Source organism: Paenibacillus oryzisoli (assembly GCF_001653565.1).
Taxonomy (GTDB): domain Bacteria; phylum Bacillota; class Bacilli; order Paenibacillales; family NBRC-103111; genus Paenibacillus_E; species Paenibacillus_E oryzisoli.
This window is the reverse complement of sequence record NZ_LYPB01000092.1, coordinates 261,192-277,842: the sequence shown is the minus strand read 5'-3', so window position 1 is coordinate 277,842 and position 16,651 is coordinate 261,192. Positions and strand designations below refer to the sequence as shown.

Here is a 16,651-nt window from a genome sequence, read left to right as displayed (position 1 = left end):
TTTTATCATTTTTCTCAGCAATGCTATTTAATGTTTTTGTCATTAGCTGATTTTATAAATTTAGCATTCTTTAGTGCATATTCAAGAGCAAGATTAATAAGTTCATTCCGTGAACGGTTACTTTTCTTGGCCAATTGATCAAATTGCCCTTGCATCGTTTTTTCAATCCGAATTGAAATTGTGACTGATTTATCTTCTTTAGGAGTAATGATAAAGTCGTCGTTACTCAATAATATCACCTCTATACTACAGTATAGAGGTATTCATAGTGTTAATAATATAACACAAATTGTGTTAATTTATGAATACATTTTGTGTTATATGGAAATGAATGAAGGTATATCGACTCGGAGGGTGTTCAAATTGAGTATTGAATTAATGAAAACATTCATAATAGACGGAAAGTATCTTGAAATGAAAACAATTGAAAAGGAGTTGACTTTAGTAAAAGATTTTATTAAAAAATCTTTAGATGATAAGGAATTAGAGTTTAGTCGATATGAGTGGAAAAGTTTGGGAATCGTAGCAAAATACACGAGGGTGTACAAATATGAGTGGAATAAAGAGGAACTACAGGAATTGCTTTATGATCTGGGTATTCTACCGCATGTTAGTAAAATTGATGAGAAACTGTTAACTCCAGATCAAAAAATATTACTAACCCCATTTGTATTAAATGATCGCAAAACAATTCGCTACTTCCCTAACAATCAGAGTAAATCAGTAGATGTGGTTTTAACTACTGTAGTTCAGGATTCTAAAGATTGTAGTTTGGAATTTTTCTTGTTATGGTGGAAAAAACTTAATGGGAAATATCATATTCTTTTGGCTGAGTGGAAGAAATTAAAAAGCATTGCGGCCATATCGCAATCATTTAGTGTGGAAACCAAAATTCATTGGGAGCTAGGAGTGTTTTGCTTACAATCGAAGTTGGAATACGATACGCTAAGAATATTCAAAAGTGATTTACATGATTTATTAATTAAGTGTTGCAAAGTTGAAATTTCAGAATTGGATAGATTTTTAGCAAAAGGACTAATTAATAAAAGAGAGATTGATAACTTTCGAAAAATTCAAGATATTTTTGTTAGGTTTACTCTTATTGAAAAAAGCAGAGAGAATAAAATTTTTGAATATCTTTCTAAAAGACGAAGCAAGATATTAAATTTTAATTTGTGAGAACGCTCTTCAATTTATTTTGAATTTTTGGGATATATACGTTCTAACTTTCTTTGCTCGAAAATAATAAATGCCAACTATTTACAAAAAATAATACCAATGATATGATAGAGACAAATCCGAAAGCATCGGTGAAAAAGATCTGTGGAAAAGCATTCCATAGATCTTTTTTTTGTCTCGATTCCCTTACTTAATTTTTGCTCTGTTAAATTTTATTGTTAATTTCATCAACTATCGAGTACTCTAGTGTAATTGTTTGGAAAAACAAAATGATTGAAAATGATTTAATAACTATCGAACTTACATGTGCTAGCAGAGGGAGAAAATCATGTTCAATGGAGGAATAAAATGATTTCTCAAAGATATGTCGGAATAGATTATTCTGGGGCAGATTTGCCAAATAAAAAGCTATCTGGGATTCAAGTGTATGAGGCAGTGGGATCAAATCAACCCATTCGCAAACAAAGTGATGGGAAAAGAATTATGTGGTCTAGGGAAGATGTATACCATTATGTAGAAAATATTACGAAAGAAAATGTAAAAACTATCATAGGAATTGATCACGGTTTTTCGTTTCCGAAGGAGTACTTTGAATCCCCCAAAAACAACTTAACTACTTGGGGTCAGTTTCTGACTCACTTTGAAAATCTTTGGAACACAAGATTTAATTCAGTTGATACATGTAAAAACAAAATTAATCCAGACTATGATAATTTAATTGAAAATAAATTTAGATTGATCGAGAAATACAATTCATCTGCAAAACATGTTTTAGATATTTCTGAAAAAAGAGTAGGACAAGGTAATGTTTCATATTCGACTCACGCAGGAATTCCCTGGATTGCAGAACTACGAAAAAATTGCGATTCGAAAATACACTTTTGGCCATTTGATGGATATGAAATTAGTGAAGAAAAAAATGTTGTAATTGCAGAAGTTTATCCTGCAATTTTTCACAAAAGATTCGAGTCTTTAACCGTTAATTTGACCGAACATGCTAGAGATGCTTTGGTTATTGCGTGTTGGTTACAAGAAAGAGATAACAATAATACACTCGCTCAGTACCTATTGTTAAAAACCTTAGATGCAACTGAAAAAAAACAAATTGCACTTGAAGGATGGGTACTTGGTGTCCTCTAGTATCAAGACTAGATTTTATTTATTATTGCACGAAAATGTTATTTCGATTAATCGCCTTATTTGGGCGGAACGAATGTTACCACTTGATAAAATCACAGGGCGTTTTGCTTGATCAATCTTTTCGATAACCAATTGCAAGTTCGAAGTGATTTTTTTTGGAAATAAAGGGAGAGGAATAAGGGTTAGATTGTTCCAGTGGTTATTGTTGTTATAACAAAAAGACATGGGGCTTGTTTACTTCACACCATGTCTTTAGTATTTAGTATAAATTTTATTTTTTGATGAAATCAATTTTCTTGTTTGAACAGTGAATATTAATCCCAAATGTCTCCAAAATAGTGTAACTTTATGCCTAGCCTTGTACAAAGCCCTTTTACAGAACTTTTCTTTTCCTTATCTAACCGATCAAATACAACATCCGTAATTTCCCTTTGCTTTTTATTCCGCTCAATTACTGCTTTGATCTCTTCAAAGGATAGATTTACTTCATCAATACAATATAGTGAAACCTCACCGTTTTCCTCTACATGATTTTTGAATTCTTCAAGTTTCTCCACGGTTACATCATTCATGTTAATTTTAAGCTTGTGCGATGTTAGGATTTTGTACAAAACCGTTTTGTTTTTTTCAAAGTGAAATAATAATGTCGCATTTCCTTGTTCTGCTAATTCTAATGCTTTCAGGTACATTTCTTCTTCTTTTTCGCCATATCCGAACGTAGCCATCGAATATCCCCCATTCATTTTGTCATTTCACTCAACTATCATCCCTATTTTTGGAATAAAAATCAAGTCCCCCTTCTCAGTATCCTCCTTTAATAATTCTTTCGAGGTATCTTCTTGCAGAAAAGTACCCCCTTCCAAAATTGTTTATGTCTAAAATGAATTATTTGTTATTTTATTCTCTTTTTCAAAACTTAAATTGTGCTGTATACTGATTAGATTAATTAATACGACATAGAAAACTTATGAGACTATCCAGGAGGAACAATAATGAATGAAAATGTTACATCACAACAAATAAATGCTGTTTTATGGCAGGCCGCTGATACATTCAGAGGGAAAATCGATTCCAGTACATATAAGGATTACATCCTCACAATGTTGTTTATCAAGTATTTGAGTGATGCATATAAAGAGCATGTAGAGGAATATACAATACGATACGATGGAGATCAGCAACGAATTGAACGTGCGTTATCCAGGGAGCGTTTTGTATTAGATGAGCTTTCTACATTTGATTATTTATATAGCAAACGGACTGATTCTGAAATTGGTGAAATCATCAATAAAGTATTGGAGCGATTGGAGAACGAGAACACAGGGAAACTGCGAGGCGTTTTCCGAAATATCGACTTTAACAGTGAAGCTACACTGGGTAAGGCAAAAGAAAGAAATGCGATGCTCCGTGCATTGCTGGAAGACTTCAATAAGCTCACTCTGAAACCTTCGGTTGTAGGTAGTGAAGATGTCATTGGTGATGCCTATCAGTTTATGATCGAACGGTTTGCTTCGGATGCTGGTAAAAAAGGTGGGGAATTTTTTACTCCTTCGATGGTGTCGGAACTGCTGGCTCGATTGGTTAAGCCAATAGAAAATGATCGCATTTATGACCCGACATGTGGATCTGGTTCATTGCTTATTAAAGTGGCGAACCAAGTGTCAAGCAAGAAAGTTGCGATCTATGGTCAAGAACGGAATGGACAAACGCATTCGTTGGCACTTATGAACATGTATTTGCATGGTATTGATGATGCGAAGATTGAGTGGGGCGACACGTTATCGAATCCACTTAATTTAGAAGATGGTAAGTTAATGAAGTTTTCGGTAATTGTAGCAAATCCCCCCTTTTCTTTGGACAAATGGGCGATAGGGTTTGCGGGTGAAGGGAACACAGATGAGAAGTTTAAAATGGATGCGAGCCTTGATCAGCATAGAAGGTTCGAATGGGGAGTACCACCTACATCTAAAGGTGACTACGCATTTGTTCAACATATGCTGTATTCATTAGCCGAAAATGGTCGCATGGCGACAATTCTTCCTCATGGGGTTTTATTCCGAGGGGCAAGTGAAGAGAAAATTCGTCAGCAAATTATCGAAATGAATTTTTTGGATGCTGTTATAGGGCTACCAGAAGGGCTATTCTTTGGCACAAGTATTCCAGCGTGTATTATGGTCTTCAAGAAGAATCGCAAGCGTAAAGACTTATTGTTTATTGATGCTTCGGGTAAAGGAAACTATGAAAAAGCTAAGAACCAGAACAAGTTGCTGGAAGAAGACTTGCAACGAATTATGGAAACATATGAGAAATATGAAGTAGTAGATAAGTATTCATATGTAGCTACAATAGAAGAGATTACGGAGAATGACTTCAACTTAAATATTCCACGATATGTGGATACCTTTGTGGAAGAAGAGCAAGTTGATATGGAGCAAGCGAAAGAGAAGATCATGAGTATTAAACAGGAAATTATAGAAGTAGAAGCACGAATGGAACAATACCTTAAAGAGCTTGGATTGTAGGTGAGTAAAATATGAACGAGATTACTAAGGAAAGATTACAATTGCTAAATACAGGTATACCACCTCAAGGATATATAGAAACTGGCTATGGGCTTTTTCCTGAAGATTGGAGAAATGTCCAGATTTCAGAAGTAGTTCGAGTTTTTCGGGGAGCAAGTCCGAGACCAAAAGGAGATCCAAAATATTACGGAGGAAGTATACCAAGGTTATTAATAGAAGATGTAAGCAGGGATGGTAAATACGTAATTCCATCCGTTGATAGTTTAACTGAAGAGGGAGCGAAAAAAAGTAGGTATGTACCTGAAGGTACTGTAGTATTAAGTTGCTCTGGAACAAGGGTTGCAATACCAGGAATACTCGGCGTACCTGCATGTATACACGATGGATTCTTTGGTTTTGATAATTACAAAGATTTATTACCTGAGTACCTATACTATTTTTTTGAACTCTTGCATGACAAGATGCAGTCTTCTGCTACTACAGGAGGCGTATTTAATAATTTAACAACGCAGATTATGAAAGAAATGCATATTCAGTTACCAGGTATTAAAGAGCAAGGGAAAATTATTGAGACAATCAACTCCTGGGATAAAGCAATCGAGTTAAAAGTAAAGCTGATCGAGCAGAAGAAAGAGCAGAAAAAAGGTCTAATGCAGAAGTTGCTAACGGGGAAGGTCAGAATTCCAGGATTTAATGGGGAATGGGTAGAATCAAGGTTAGGGGATTTATTCAAAGAAAGAAAAGAAGTTGCTTTTAATGAACTTGAGTTGTTGGCTATTACTTCTCAGAAAGGGATAGTACGACGTACTGAAGTCGAAATTAAAGATAATTCGAGTGAAGATAAATCAAAGTATAAACGCATAATGCCATTGGACATTGGTTATAACACTATGCGAATGTGGCAAGGTGTATCAGGTGTTTCCAAGTATGAGGGAATAGTAAGTCCTGCATATACTATTTTGAAGCCTACTAAACGAGTAGATTCAATTTTCATGAGTTTTTTATTCAAACTTCCCCATACAGTCAACCTATTTAGAAGGTATTCACAGGGTTTAGTTGACGATACTTTGAATCTAAAATATGAAAAATTTAAGGTAATCAAAGTGTTAGTGCCACAAGATGTTAGTGAGCAAAAGGCGATTGCAGGAGTATTACTCTCTCTGGATAACCAGATAGAACTCATGGGAATTGAACTTGAATATATTAAACAGCAAAAAAAAGGTCTTATGCAACTCTTACTAACAGGGAAAGTGCGGGTAAAGGTCTAACCTTTGCCCTTTTCTTCTAATCCTTATCTTGGAGGTGTGAATGTGGAACGACAGAATAGTTATGATGAGCGACTTATTAGCCAACAGCCAGCACTTGAGTTGTTACAGGGTTTGAAATATAAGCTTCTTAGTCCTGAGCAGGCTGAATCAATGCGTGGAAATTTCTATGACGTTTTGTTGAAAACGGTATTGGAAGAGAAATTGAAAGAGTTCAACTCATACGAATACAAGGGCGTTACGTATAAGTTCAGTCAGAAGAATATTGAGCAAGCGATTCGTGATTTGGATGAGCCTTTAACAGATGGACTTGTGAAGACGAATGAGAAGATCTTCGAGACGCTGATGTTAAAGCGAAGCTACACTGAATTTTTACCTGATGGCTCAAAGAAGTCATTTACAATTCAGTATATCGATTGGGATAAATTCGAGAATAACGTTTTTCACGTGGTTGAAGAATTTGCTGTAGAACGAATGGATGGACGAGGTACAATACGTCCCGATGTTGTATTGTTCGTGAATGGTATCCCGTTTGCGATTATTGAATGCAAGAAAGCATCAATCTCAATCGAACAGGGTATTGAGCAAATGATTCGTAATCAAGGGAAAAACTATGCCCCACAACTTTTTAAGTATGTGCAAATCGTCTTGTCAACGAACAAAAATGAGACGAAATATGCAACATGCAATACACCAAAGAAGTTCTGGTCGGTGTGGAAGGAAGAAAAAGAAGAATGGTTGCAGGCTATTTTGAATGAAACAGTTGATGGCCGCTTGCCAACGATGCAGGACAAGAATATCATTTCTCTGTTTCATCCAGAGAGGTTCCTGGAGTTGACGCACTTCTTTACTTTATTCGATAAAGACGTGAAAAAGGTCACTCGTTACCAGCAATACTTTGCTATCAAGGAAATCATCAAGACCATCCAGGATCGTGATGAAAACGGAAATCGTCAATCTGGTGTCATTTGGCATACACAGGGTTCGGGTAAGAGCCTAACGATGGTGATGCTGGCGAAATATATCCTCTCTGAGATGAATGAGCATAATCCAAAAGTTGTTATTGTAACGGATCGAGTTGAGCTGGATAAACAAATACAAAAGACGTTTAAACATACTAGGTTAAAGGCGAGCAGAGCAACATCAGGCTCACACTTAGTGGATCTCATTAATGACAATAATGCGGATATTGTAACGACACTGGTTCACAAGTTCGAGTCCGCTTCAACAAAGCAAAAGCCTATAGAATCCAGAGATATCTTTATCTTAGTTGATGAGTCACATCGCTCACAATATGGTGAACTTCATATTAAAATGAAAAAGGTTTTCCCTAATGCCTGTTATCTGGGGTTTACAGGCACACCTCTTATGAAGAAAGAAAAAAGCACTATGATTAAGTTCGGTAAATTGATTCATACTTACACGATTGCTGATGGTGTTAGAGACAAAGCGATTGTTCCTCTTTTATATGAAGGGAAGATGGTTGATCAGACCGTCAATCAAAAGGCGATTGATACCCGCCTGGAGATGATCACTCGTAACTTGAATGAAAAGCAAAAAGATGAGGTCATGAAAAAGTGGAGTCAGTTCGAACGAATTGCATCATCCAATCAACGGATTAGCATGATTGCCTTCGATATTAATCAGCATTTTCTTAATAATTATAAAACGCAAGGAAGTCAGTTTAAAGCAATGCTTGCAACCAACAGCAAGAACGAAGCAATTCGTTATCTGGAGGCTTTCGAAGAGCTTGGTGATTTTACCTGTGCAGTTGTAATATCTCCGCCTGATCAAAGAGAAGGGCATGAGGCTGTTGATGAGGTTTCCAGAGACAAGGTGCTTAATTTTTGGAATCGCATGATGAATCGCTACGGTGATGATCAGTCCTATGAAGATGCAATAAAAGAGGATTTCATCGATGGTGATGAGATCGAGCTGTTAATCGTTGTTGATAAGCTACTTACAGGTTTTGATGCACCGAGAGCTACTGTTCTATATATTGATAAGCCCATGAAAGAGCATACATTGTTACAGGCGATTGCAAGGGTAAATCGATTGTATGACGGTAAGGATTATGGATTAATTATTGACTACAGAGGATTGCTTGATAGACTAGATCAGGCATTAGAAATGTATTCTGGTGCGGGCCTTGAAAACTTTGATCCAAAAGACTTACAAGGGGCCATTTATGATGTGATTAGCATTATTGGTTCGTTAAGACAATATCATTCTGATTTACTACAAATTTTTTCTCCAATCAGGAACAAACAGGATACGGAAGAATATGAAGTGTGGTTAGAGGATGAAGAGCGTAGGCAAGAATTTTACGGAGTTCTATCTAAATTCGGAAAAAATCTTGGCATTGCTTTAGAATCTGAGAAAATCTATAACGCCTTGCCATTTGATGAATTGAAAAATTATAAAAAAGATTTGAAGTTTTTTCAGGAACTTCGCAAAGCAGTAAAGCTTAGGTATTCGGATACCATCGACCATAAAGAATATGAAGCAAAGATGCAAACTCTAATGGATCATTACATCTCTGCAGAAGAAGTTATTCGAATAACAAACCCTGTTGATATTCTCAACGAAAAAGCATTTGAAGATGAATTGGAGCGGTTAGAATCTAAACGTGCTAAAGCGGATGCCATTCGTACTCGCCTCACAAAAAGTGTAAATACTAAATGGGATGAGAATCCTGCCTATTATAAGAAGTTTTCCGAACGGATCAAGGAAGCAATTGATGCTTATAAGCAACAACGCATTTCCGAAGCTGAATATTTGCAGAGAATGAATGATCTCAAAAAGGAATATCAGAAAGGTGAACCTGTTGAAGATTATCACGATAGTATCAAGAAAAATGCAAATGCTCAGGCTTTCTATGGTGTGACGAATGACATCATGAAAGAGCATAAGATGGGCGACGAATTATTAGCCAAACTAGCATTGAAAATGGAGGATATTATTCGTGCTTACACTAAGGTGGATTGGCATGAAAACATTGAAGTCCACAATCGGATTGCTCAAGAGTTAGATGACCTTATATTTGATTTTACAAAAGAGCATAACGTGAAGCTGGGTTTTGATCAAGTGGATATGATTATTGAGCAAATAAAGACAGTAGCTTTACGTCGCTATTAAGGTAGTGGTAACATGGATAAACATCAGATCGTATACGCCGATCGAACAATTGAGTTTGTAATTGAACGAAAGAGTGTTAAGAATGTGAATCTTAACATTAAGCCAGATATGACGATTATGGTATCGGCTTCGGAGAAAGTCCCATTAAGTTTTATTTATGATTTCGTCAAAAGCAAGGGTGCATGGATCACTAAAAATGTAAAGATGTTTGAGAACGTTCAGCCTTATAAACAAAGTGAACGAGAATATGTAAGTGGAGAGTCCATTAAATATCTAGGTAAACAATATAGGTTACGTGTTCAGGATACAATTGAAGAAGAGAAAGTGAAATATTATCGTGGATTTATAGTCTTAATGGTAAGAGAACCAAATAATTTCGCTCGAAAAGCAGAACTTATTGAGGAATGGTATCAGGAGAAGGTACGAATTGTATTCGAAAAATCGTTGGATAAAATATATTCTTTGGTTCAGAAATATGGGATAGTACGACCATCTATTGATTTTCGAGTGATGAAGGCAAGGTGGGGGTCAGCTCTTATTGACTCCCAAACAATTCTCCTTAATTCCGAACTTATTAAGGCCCCAAAGCACTGCATCGAATATGTGATTTTGCATGAACTAATACACTTTAAGTACAATGATCATAGTGATAGCTTTTATAATATGCTGTATTCGCTAATGCCAGATTGGGAAAAACGAAAAACATTATTGGATGATGAGATTGTTCGGGACCTATAGGTAAGTATTCTATTACTACATACTCATCTCAAGTAATAAAAATAACCGCGGCCGCGGTTATTTTTATTATGCCAACTATTTAAATATCTCAAGTATTTCAAATTTTTGCATAAAGGCGATTTTTCTTCAATTTTAATTGTATGATTAGAATCATCAATTAATAAGAAATGAAGATTTAGATATATATGAAGATGTTGAGGTTTTTTTTATTGACTTACAAATTCATTCGTATGAGGTACTGCAATAGAATAACGACGATTTATGTTTGTTAATGAGGGTTGTTCCATTGATAACAACAATTGTCCATATGCTGAGTGAACCTTTTCACTTGCTTGTTTTGAGGATTCTCCTTCTTTTTCTCTTTTTTTACGTCTCATTATCAAGTATATATAAATGCCAATACTTGAGCGTATGAAGTAACATTTCCCTTGATTTTTCTTCAGGATTGATAAAATATTCTCATATCAATTGAGAAAATTCTCCATGTAATTCATATATTTCGAAAAATTATCACTCTTGATATCGCCATCCTCATTAATAAAGTTAGGCAATAATAAGTAGTATTCATCCCCGATCGGTGGGAATCCTGCGAGATGGAGTATGGAGTTTATTAGGTTTGATTCATTCCCATAATACCTTTTAATAAAATCTCCATCTTCGTACATGACCGCATTCTCATAGATCGGAATTTGACGACGTTCTACTCCTATATCAAGCAAAGTATTAATGACATCCCAACTATCTTTAAATATCATAAATTTCTCCTTAACCCCCGAACAACCGCTTCCAAACCGACTTATTCGCCATTATATTCTGTAATATGTTTAGGAATCGAATCAACACCTCGCTCGATTATTTCAAGTGCTTTACGTTCTGCATCCCGAATTTCCCGTTCGACTATCAGCACCATATCAATCGGCTGATTAACAATTCTTACGATTAGATTATAAGGAACCTCGTCCACTAACATGTCATGGATCGCACGGACAATAACTGCGGATCTATGTTTTTCGCCTATGTTCTCCACTCTTTTCTTCAAAACATAATCCCAATGAGAACCCATGTCAGCAATATTTTTGAATTCGGCTCGTATGACTGACTGTTCAGTTTTCACTTCACGAAGCGGTATTCCCATATATGCAACAACCTCGTCCTCATCCATCCCTCCTTCAAGAAGGTAGGACGCTACTCTTAGCCTCCCTTGAGGTGTATCATATTTTTCTTGGATAGTCGGAAGAGGTGGTATCGAATCTTCAACTGGTATGCCATTCTCCAGCTTCTCCTCAATTTTATCAACGACCTTCCAATAAGTGTCGTATTTTTCCTTTACCTCTTGTTTTGATTTACCCTCCTGTAAATCCTTACCTATCAAATAAAAGTTGACTCTCACCGATAAAGCTAACTTTTCTAGTTCCATGGTAAAGGACTCTTCACTCAACCTTGCAATAACCACATTTATATCCCCCTTACAAGTAAACCAGAGTCTCTTCCTTATCCGTCCAATACAGTGGGTGAATGAAGTTTTCTACCGATAAATTATGTCCCCTACATATTTATCAATTAGTGTATGATCGTGTGTATTAACATCATAAGAAAACTTAATCCAATATCCATTTCATTTTTCCCAAAAAAAAAAATTCATACATAAAAATATGTAATTCTTCGGAAAACTCTATTTTCCTGCCACTGTTAGCTCTCTTTTCAGAATGTCAGGGTATAAATAGGAAGGATTTTCCTCGAATTTGTCGAATTAATACGCCAAAAGGAGATGGGGAAATTGGCAACAAAGAGTAAAAACTTCTATGCATACCAGATTGATTTGCATTACTTAGATGGGCAAAGACAGGTGGACACGATTAAATGGGATCATACGATCATAAGTGACCTTTTTGATTATATTTCACAATTAACAGATACTGCAAAGACAAGGAGATTCCACGATTCATGGTTAATATATTTAGATCACTTTTCAATTGAGACAAATTATTTGTTTGGACGTTTTGCTTATGCCGAATACGGTACAACAGGAGAATTAATACATGCGGATAATCTTACAAGACGACCAAATCCGAAGAATCTGAGAGAGGGAGAAACCATATACACATATTTCTTGATTAGAAAAAGTGATGGTTTACTTCTTCTTCAGTCTCACATAAAATTAAATCGTCCTCGTATTGAGGAATATTTGGAGCAACTTGGTGATCCTGTCATTAGGCAAAACCAACTCACATATATACAGATATGCACTTTGTTAGATAATTCTTTTTTTGAAAATATAGAAGCTCTAAATTCAGTTAATAAAATTTCGATTGAGGTAACTACTGCTCACCCAGCGGCCGATGAAAATGTCGCTGTAAGAGCTTTACAGGATGAGGCGGGACTTACTGATGCAACAAGTGTTAAACTGGACTTTTCTGCTAAATTTAGAAGAAGTGGACTTGTGGGTGCAGTACCTTTTTTAAGGAGGTACAAAGATAAGCCAGGAGTATCGAAAATTGTTGTAAAAGGTAAGCTTGCAGGAGCAGAGAAGGTTATAAGGATGGATGAGTCACAGGAAAAATACAAGCGAAGTGTTGAAGTAGATGGAACTGGGCAACCTACTTTACGGTCTGCGGAGACCGTTCTTTTTGAGATTGCACAAAGAAGGGATCTACTAAGGGGAGAATAGGATGCAGAAGCTTAAAGCTTTTTATAAAGCAAACAACTTTCCAATTGTTACATTCGGTAAGTATTGGAGATATTCTTCCATTTCGGAACTAATAATCGATTTTTTCTTGCCGATGTTGATATCAATATTGTTATTATGGTTTACATCATTCTCAGTTGATAAGCTATCGACCTTGATTGAAAAGTTTCAACAGGTCAGTGGGCAAGTTATCGCCTCAATCTCGATACTTGCTGGTTTCAATATTGCGAGTATAACAATACTCTCTACGATTATTGGAGGTCCTACAGGTGTACTAAGGAGTATACGAACCAGTGATGGAGCAATGAATCTATATGATATTTTAATCTGCTTTTTTACGTGGGCGGTTATTATACAACTTATTGTAGTTTTTTTAAGTATTATCCTTTTTTACATCGGCTCATTCATTCCTCAGAATCTTAAAGAGTGGCAAATTTCATGGTGGGCATGGGTATTGGCAGGTTCTTGGCTTACGATAACAATTCATTCGGTACTTCTTTCGATTAGGAACATGAAAACACTTTTCCTATATGTAACTTATAAAGAGCCGAATAATAGTAATTCGGGTAACAATTAAAGAACAAGTCGCATTTAAAGCGACTTGCTCTTTGTGTAATTCATTGAAAATCAATTAATCAAATGTGAATTTTCAAAGGAAAAATCATCTGACGTTGGAAAAAATGACTATATTTAGTGGGGTTTTTACCGTTTTCCTCCTCAGATATCTTCTGAATTAATTAACCTTCCAACGAATTTACTATTTCTCATCTGATCATGTAGATGTTTTAATTTTGCTTTAAACTGGTCATGTTCCGAAATTAATTGGATATCATCTTCTGTTAAGAAGGTATTAATCCACTGAACTGTCCCGATAAGAATTCCAATATTAAGTGATCTCTTCAGTTCTGATTTCACATAATTGTCAACTCCAACTCTATTTATGTCTTTTCTAAATGTACCTATGCTGTTTACAGAATTTCCAAAAGAAATCCATTTGCTGTGCCATGTTGTTTTAGCTACACTTGATAAGAACTGAACAATTTTATCAATATACCTACTGTATAATTGATGCGTTGCGTTTTCAGCCCAAACCTTAAACTCTTCGTTCGATTTATTATATGCACCTAATTTATCTTTTTTAACCCATTCATGAAACCATAGGGAGTAGATTATCGCACACTTTTCACAATCCATAGTGCAGAAGGTTTCACAATTTTTATTGAAGTAATCATTCATGTAAGTAACATGGTCTTCATGGTAAGATGATTCCCCACAAGGACATTTAAAAGTCCTCCTACTTCTGAAATGTTCCTCATATTTATTTCCCATTTTACGCCTCCAGTTTTAGATCACTTCACTATTCTTTTCACTTTTATATATTGCGGTTTGAGCCTTTATATGTTCTGCATGTTTTTCTCTAAATGTAAGTAATAATTTGTTACACAATATGGTGTGATTGTAGAGGCCGCTACTAATTATTTCTAAATCAGGATTCCCTGATATTTGGCCTTTGAAAACATTGACGTGGTTCATTAAATTGTTTTCGATCCTGGAGAGTAGACCTAGAACATCAGAGTTTATGCTTTCCTTGAATAATAATGTGTCATGAATCAATTCTTTGTTAATTAAGTAGAAATGTTCGAGTGCTTCAAACCAGTTTTCGAAAATTACACGTTTACCGTGGTAGTATAGTTCGGCAGTATTGTGTGGATTGATTTGTTGTAGTGCGTTTTTAAAGTTATCCACGGTGAATTTATTTGGAAGTGTGATTGAAAGTTCTGTTAACAGGTTTAAGTTATTACTATAAATCGGAACAATTTTGTTGTTAACGTATATCATAACCTTGCTTTTAAGTCTTTCCGAGTGAATATGTACGTTTATGTAGAAGAATATAAACGAAGTAATGTATGCAAGACATACCTTATACCATAAGTTGGCTAATTTATTTGCATATGGGAACCATTCTGGTACATCGAATAACCAAAAGTCTAAAAGAAAAATAGAAATTACGGTAAAGTATAAAATAAGTTTTAGTTCTTTTCTTACTGTTTTGATCCAACTAAACAAATCCTTCATTGTAGGTCCCCCATTAGCTGTTGCATTAAATAAGCTAATAAATTATATCAGGTATTTATTGGTATGGAAATAAAAATACTATTAATTTCCACCTCGAAGACGCTAATGGATCGAGGTATTCCTTAAGACCTTAATTGAATCAGGGATGCGATAAAATTAAGCTCACGGATAAGGCTGGAATTCTATCGAAACTGTCAACCGAATTGGCATGTCTTAGAATAGATAAAAGAGTGGCATTTTGCCACTCTTTTATTTCAACTTCTGTTCTAAATAAAACTGTTTAAGTGCTTTATACTCCCGAATCAATTTTTCCATTCGCCAATCGTATATTCTTGTTGGCTGTTCATATTGATTACCTCCGTGAAATCCACATACTTCTTCGCTATGTTCGAACAGTAGTTCATCTAATTCATCGTTTGTATATAATTCATCCTCGTTCATTATTTTACACTCCATTTTTACGATCATTTTATATTATGATACCATAGTTTGAAGGAATACTATTAATAATAACTTCAGGTTGGACTTCTAAATAAAACAATTTATTTACAAAAAGAGGAAAAAAAGATTTAGTGAAATGATACAATTTTCAGAAAAGAGCAAACATAGTATATCTGCTTACGAAGCAAGAACTAATCCGAATATAAATGCATCTTTTTACAGACTTCAATATATATTTCTGAATATGGTGACATATGAGTTTTTCAAGATGGGATTAGAATTTTTAAAAGTTAGATGAAATTGTGGATTTATGAGGGCAAAATTGTAGAAACCTTGTAAACTTAGAATTTGAAAAACGTAAGTTATCAAGGGATTCAAAGTGCCAATAAAGTCTTTATGACTTTATCGGCACTTTATTTTTATTTTTACTAACTGGCAGTTAAGTGGAATAAAATGTATGTTATAATGGGTTCTGGTGGTTTTCTTTTGGTTTAAAACAATTTTAAGATCTATTATGGCTAATTTATAGAGTATTTATTGTTAATTCACTTAATTAAAGGTGTGTTGGGGTGGTATTGTTTGGATAAGGCAAAATATCAAGAACTTCTTATCTCTTTTGTAACTGATTTGAAAGCGGAGAGAGAAACTTCTTTCAAAAGAAAAATAAATAGTGTTTACGAAGGGAATAAAATTCGTGGAAATAACCCGACTTTTTCGTATATTTTTGAAGATATGTTTACTGATTTTTTGTGTGATTTATTTAAAAGGTCTGATTACAAGTACCTCGTAGATATGAATTTAACGACATGTTTAGACGGTAATATTCAATATTTCCGCCCTGATATTATCGTAGTAGAGCGGGAATCTAACGTTATTCTTGGTGTTTTTGAATTAAAGATTGATGATGCCAGGGCTGAGGATGATTGGGTATTAAAATCTCAATTAAAATTGGCAAGAATGAAAGATATCTATCAAAACATTAATCAGAAACAATCAGAAAGTGATAATTATATTAGATATAGTACACTATCATTGGATATAAATGGAGAGCCAATAAAAAATAAGAATGGAAAAATGAAGACGGAGAAACATTTTTTATATTGCGATATCGATGCTAAAATTGCTTGTTTAGCATTATGTGAAGAGAACAGTCGAATGAAAAAAGACAAAAAAGTGTATAGAACCACAGGTGAACTAGCAATGTACATATCGAAAAAACACTTCAATAATGCAAATCACTCTTTAGAACAATTATTGCAATCGAATAATTTAAACTCAGAAGAATTATTTAATCTTCTTGAAAAGATGCAGTTGGGTTAATTGTGGTAAGACTGATAAAAGAAGAATTATATTTTCCTTGTCAGTTCTTTCGATTTTTCCCAGGTTGTTCTTATTAAGAAGGAAGTAATTTCCTTGAAAAGTAGTAGATGATCCAGTGACGGCTCATTTATAAATGACTTGAGCAT

At 34.9% G+C, this 16,651-nt stretch carries 17 protein-coding genes; 9 read left to right on the top strand and 8 right to left on the bottom strand.

Translation table 11 applies throughout. The annotated features are described in order from the left end of the window. Nucleotides 1-23 precede the first annotated feature (23 nt). Nucleotides 24-230, bottom strand: coding sequence for a CopG family ribbon-helix-helix protein (locus A8708_RS35715; RefSeq protein ID WP_068670883.1), 207 nt, complete (start codon nt 228-230; stop codon nt 24-26). A 133-nt stretch (nt 231-363) separates the two neighbouring features. Here A8708_RS35715 and A8708_RS32640 point away from each other — a divergent pair, with 133 nt between their 5' ends. Further along, nucleotides 364-1,179 (top strand): hypothetical protein, encoded by an 816-nt coding sequence (locus A8708_RS32640; RefSeq protein ID WP_157265155.1) that lies wholly within the window; start codon nt 364-366, stop codon nt 1,177-1,179. Nucleotides 1,180-1,527: 348 nt separating this feature from the next. Then, nucleotides 1,528-2,319, top strand: a complete 792-nt coding sequence (locus tag A8708_RS32635; protein ID WP_068670879.1) for a hypothetical protein — start codon at nt 1,528-1,530, stop codon at nt 2,317-2,319. Nucleotides 2,320-2,633: 314 nt separating this feature from the next. Here A8708_RS32635 and A8708_RS32630 read toward each other — a convergent pair whose 3' ends face one another. After that, on the bottom strand, nt 2,634-3,044 hold the full coding sequence (locus A8708_RS32630) for a hypothetical protein (protein WP_068670877.1): 411 nt from the start codon (nt 3,042-3,044) through the stop codon (nt 2,634-2,636). A 267-nt stretch (nt 3,045-3,311) separates the two neighbouring features. On the opposite strand from A8708_RS32630, the gene A8708_RS32625 reads away from it, so the two are divergent. The 4 genes from A8708_RS32625 to A8708_RS32610 are packed head-to-tail and all read left to right on the top strand — an operon-like array spanning nt 3,312 to nt 9,982. Further along, nucleotides 3,312-4,841, top strand: a complete 1,530-nt coding sequence (locus tag A8708_RS32625; protein ID WP_068670875.1) for a type I restriction-modification system subunit M — start codon at nt 3,312-3,314, stop codon at nt 4,839-4,841. An 11-nt stretch (nt 4,842-4,852) separates the two neighbouring features. Continuing rightward, the gene (locus A8708_RS35110; RefSeq protein ID WP_082927950.1) at nt 4,853-6,109 is read left to right on the top strand and encodes a restriction endonuclease subunit S; all 1,257 of its coding nucleotides are present in this window, start codon (nt 4,853-4,855) and stop codon (nt 6,107-6,109) included. 42 nt (nt 6,110-6,151) lie between these two features. Beyond that, nucleotides 6,152-9,244, top strand: a complete 3,093-nt coding sequence (locus A8708_RS32615; protein WP_068670873.1) for a type I restriction endonuclease subunit R — start codon at nt 6,152-6,154, stop codon at nt 9,242-9,244. Between the two features lie 12 nt (nt 9,245-9,256). After that, complete coding sequence (locus tag A8708_RS32610; protein WP_068670871.1) at nt 9,257-9,982, top strand: M48 family metallopeptidase; 726 nt, start codon at nt 9,257-9,259, stop codon at nt 9,980-9,982. 206 nt (nt 9,983-10,188) lie between these two features. Here A8708_RS32610 and A8708_RS36270 read toward each other — a convergent pair whose 3' ends face one another. From A8708_RS36270 to A8708_RS32600, 3 genes are all read right to left on the bottom strand, one after another. Next, complete coding sequence (locus A8708_RS36270; protein ID WP_204787686.1) at nt 10,189-10,359, bottom strand: hypothetical protein; 171 nt, start codon at nt 10,357-10,359, stop codon at nt 10,189-10,191. Nucleotides 10,360-10,446: 87 nt separating this feature from the next. Continuing rightward, nucleotides 10,447-10,737, bottom strand: a complete 291-nt coding sequence (locus tag A8708_RS32605; protein WP_068670869.1) for a hypothetical protein — start codon at nt 10,735-10,737, stop codon at nt 10,447-10,449. Between the two features lie 41 nt (nt 10,738-10,778). Next, complete coding sequence (locus tag A8708_RS32600; RefSeq protein WP_068670867.1) at nt 10,779-11,435, bottom strand: hypothetical protein; 657 nt, start codon at nt 11,433-11,435, stop codon at nt 10,779-10,781. Nucleotides 11,436-11,759: 324 nt separating this feature from the next. Here A8708_RS32600 and A8708_RS32595 point away from each other — a divergent pair, with 324 nt between their 5' ends. Both A8708_RS32595 and A8708_RS32590 read left to right on the top strand, forming a co-directional pair. Then, complete coding sequence (locus A8708_RS32595; RefSeq protein ID WP_068670865.1) at nt 11,760-12,650, top strand: hypothetical protein; 891 nt, start codon at nt 11,760-11,762, stop codon at nt 12,648-12,650. Nucleotide 12,651: 1 nt separating this feature from the next. Further along, a complete protein-coding gene (locus A8708_RS32590) occupies nt 12,652-13,245 on the top strand; it encodes a hypothetical protein (RefSeq protein ID WP_068670863.1) in 594 nt (197 codons plus the stop codon). 140 nt (nt 13,246-13,385) lie between these two features. Here A8708_RS32590 and A8708_RS32585 read toward each other — a convergent pair whose 3' ends face one another. The 3 genes from A8708_RS32585 to A8708_RS32575 form a co-directional block, all read right to left on the bottom strand. Continuing rightward, the gene (locus A8708_RS32585) at nt 13,386-13,997 is read right to left on the bottom strand and encodes a hypothetical protein (protein ID WP_068670861.1); all 612 of its coding nucleotides are present in this window, start codon (nt 13,995-13,997) and stop codon (nt 13,386-13,388) included. A 15-nt stretch (nt 13,998-14,012) separates the two neighbouring features. Further along, nucleotides 14,013-14,744 (bottom strand): hypothetical protein, encoded by a 732-nt coding sequence (locus A8708_RS32580; protein WP_068670859.1) that lies wholly within the window; start codon nt 14,742-14,744, stop codon nt 14,013-14,015. Nucleotides 14,745-14,993: 249 nt separating this feature from the next. Next, complete coding sequence (locus A8708_RS32575; protein WP_068670857.1) at nt 14,994-15,185, bottom strand: hypothetical protein; 192 nt, start codon at nt 15,183-15,185, stop codon at nt 14,994-14,996. A gap of 579 nt (nt 15,186-15,764) precedes the next feature. On the opposite strand from A8708_RS32575, the gene A8708_RS32570 reads away from it, so the two are divergent. Next, a complete protein-coding gene (locus tag A8708_RS32570) occupies nt 15,765-16,505 on the top strand; it encodes a hypothetical protein (RefSeq protein WP_068670855.1) in 741 nt (246 codons plus the stop codon). The last annotated feature ends 146 nt before the right edge of the window (nt 16,506-16,651 follow it).

Bases quoted from the DNA above. Each gene is read 5' to 3' on its own strand.
- A8708_RS32585 (WP_068670861.1), bottom strand. From the start codon at position 13,997: ATGGGAAATAAATATGAGGAACATTTCAGAAGTAGGAGGACTTTTAAA.
- A8708_RS35110 (WP_082927950.1), top strand. From the start codon at position 4,853: ATGAACGAGATTACTAAGGAAAGATTACAATTGCTAAATACAGGTATA.
- A8708_RS32590 (WP_068670863.1), top strand. From the start codon at position 12,652: ATGCAGAAGCTTAAAGCTTTTTATAAAGCAAACAACTTTCCAATTGTT.
- A8708_RS32630 (WP_068670877.1), bottom strand. From the start codon at position 3,044: ATGGCTACGTTCGGATATGGCGAAAAAGAAGAAGAAATGTACCTGAAA.
- A8708_RS32575 (WP_068670857.1), bottom strand. From the start codon at position 15,185: ATGAACGAGGATGAATTATATACAAACGATGAATTAGATGAACTACTG.
- A8708_RS32580 (WP_068670859.1), bottom strand. From the start codon at position 14,744: ATGAAGGATTTGTTTAGTTGGATCAAAACAGTAAGAAAAGAACTAAAA.
- A8708_RS32605 (WP_068670869.1), bottom strand. From the start codon at position 10,737: ATGATATTTAAAGATAGTTGGGATGTCATTAATACTTTGCTTGATATA.
- A8708_RS36270 (WP_204787686.1), bottom strand. From the start codon at position 10,359: ATGAGACGTAAAAAAAGAGAAAAAGAAGGAGAATCCTCAAAACAAGCA.
- A8708_RS32635 (WP_068670879.1), top strand. From the start codon at position 1,528: ATGATTTCTCAAAGATATGTCGGAATAGATTATTCTGGGGCAGATTTG.
- A8708_RS32625 (WP_068670875.1), top strand. From the start codon at position 3,312: ATGAATGAAAATGTTACATCACAACAAATAAATGCTGTTTTATGGCAG.
- A8708_RS32610 (WP_068670871.1), top strand. From the start codon at position 9,257: ATGGATAAACATCAGATCGTATACGCCGATCGAACAATTGAGTTTGTA.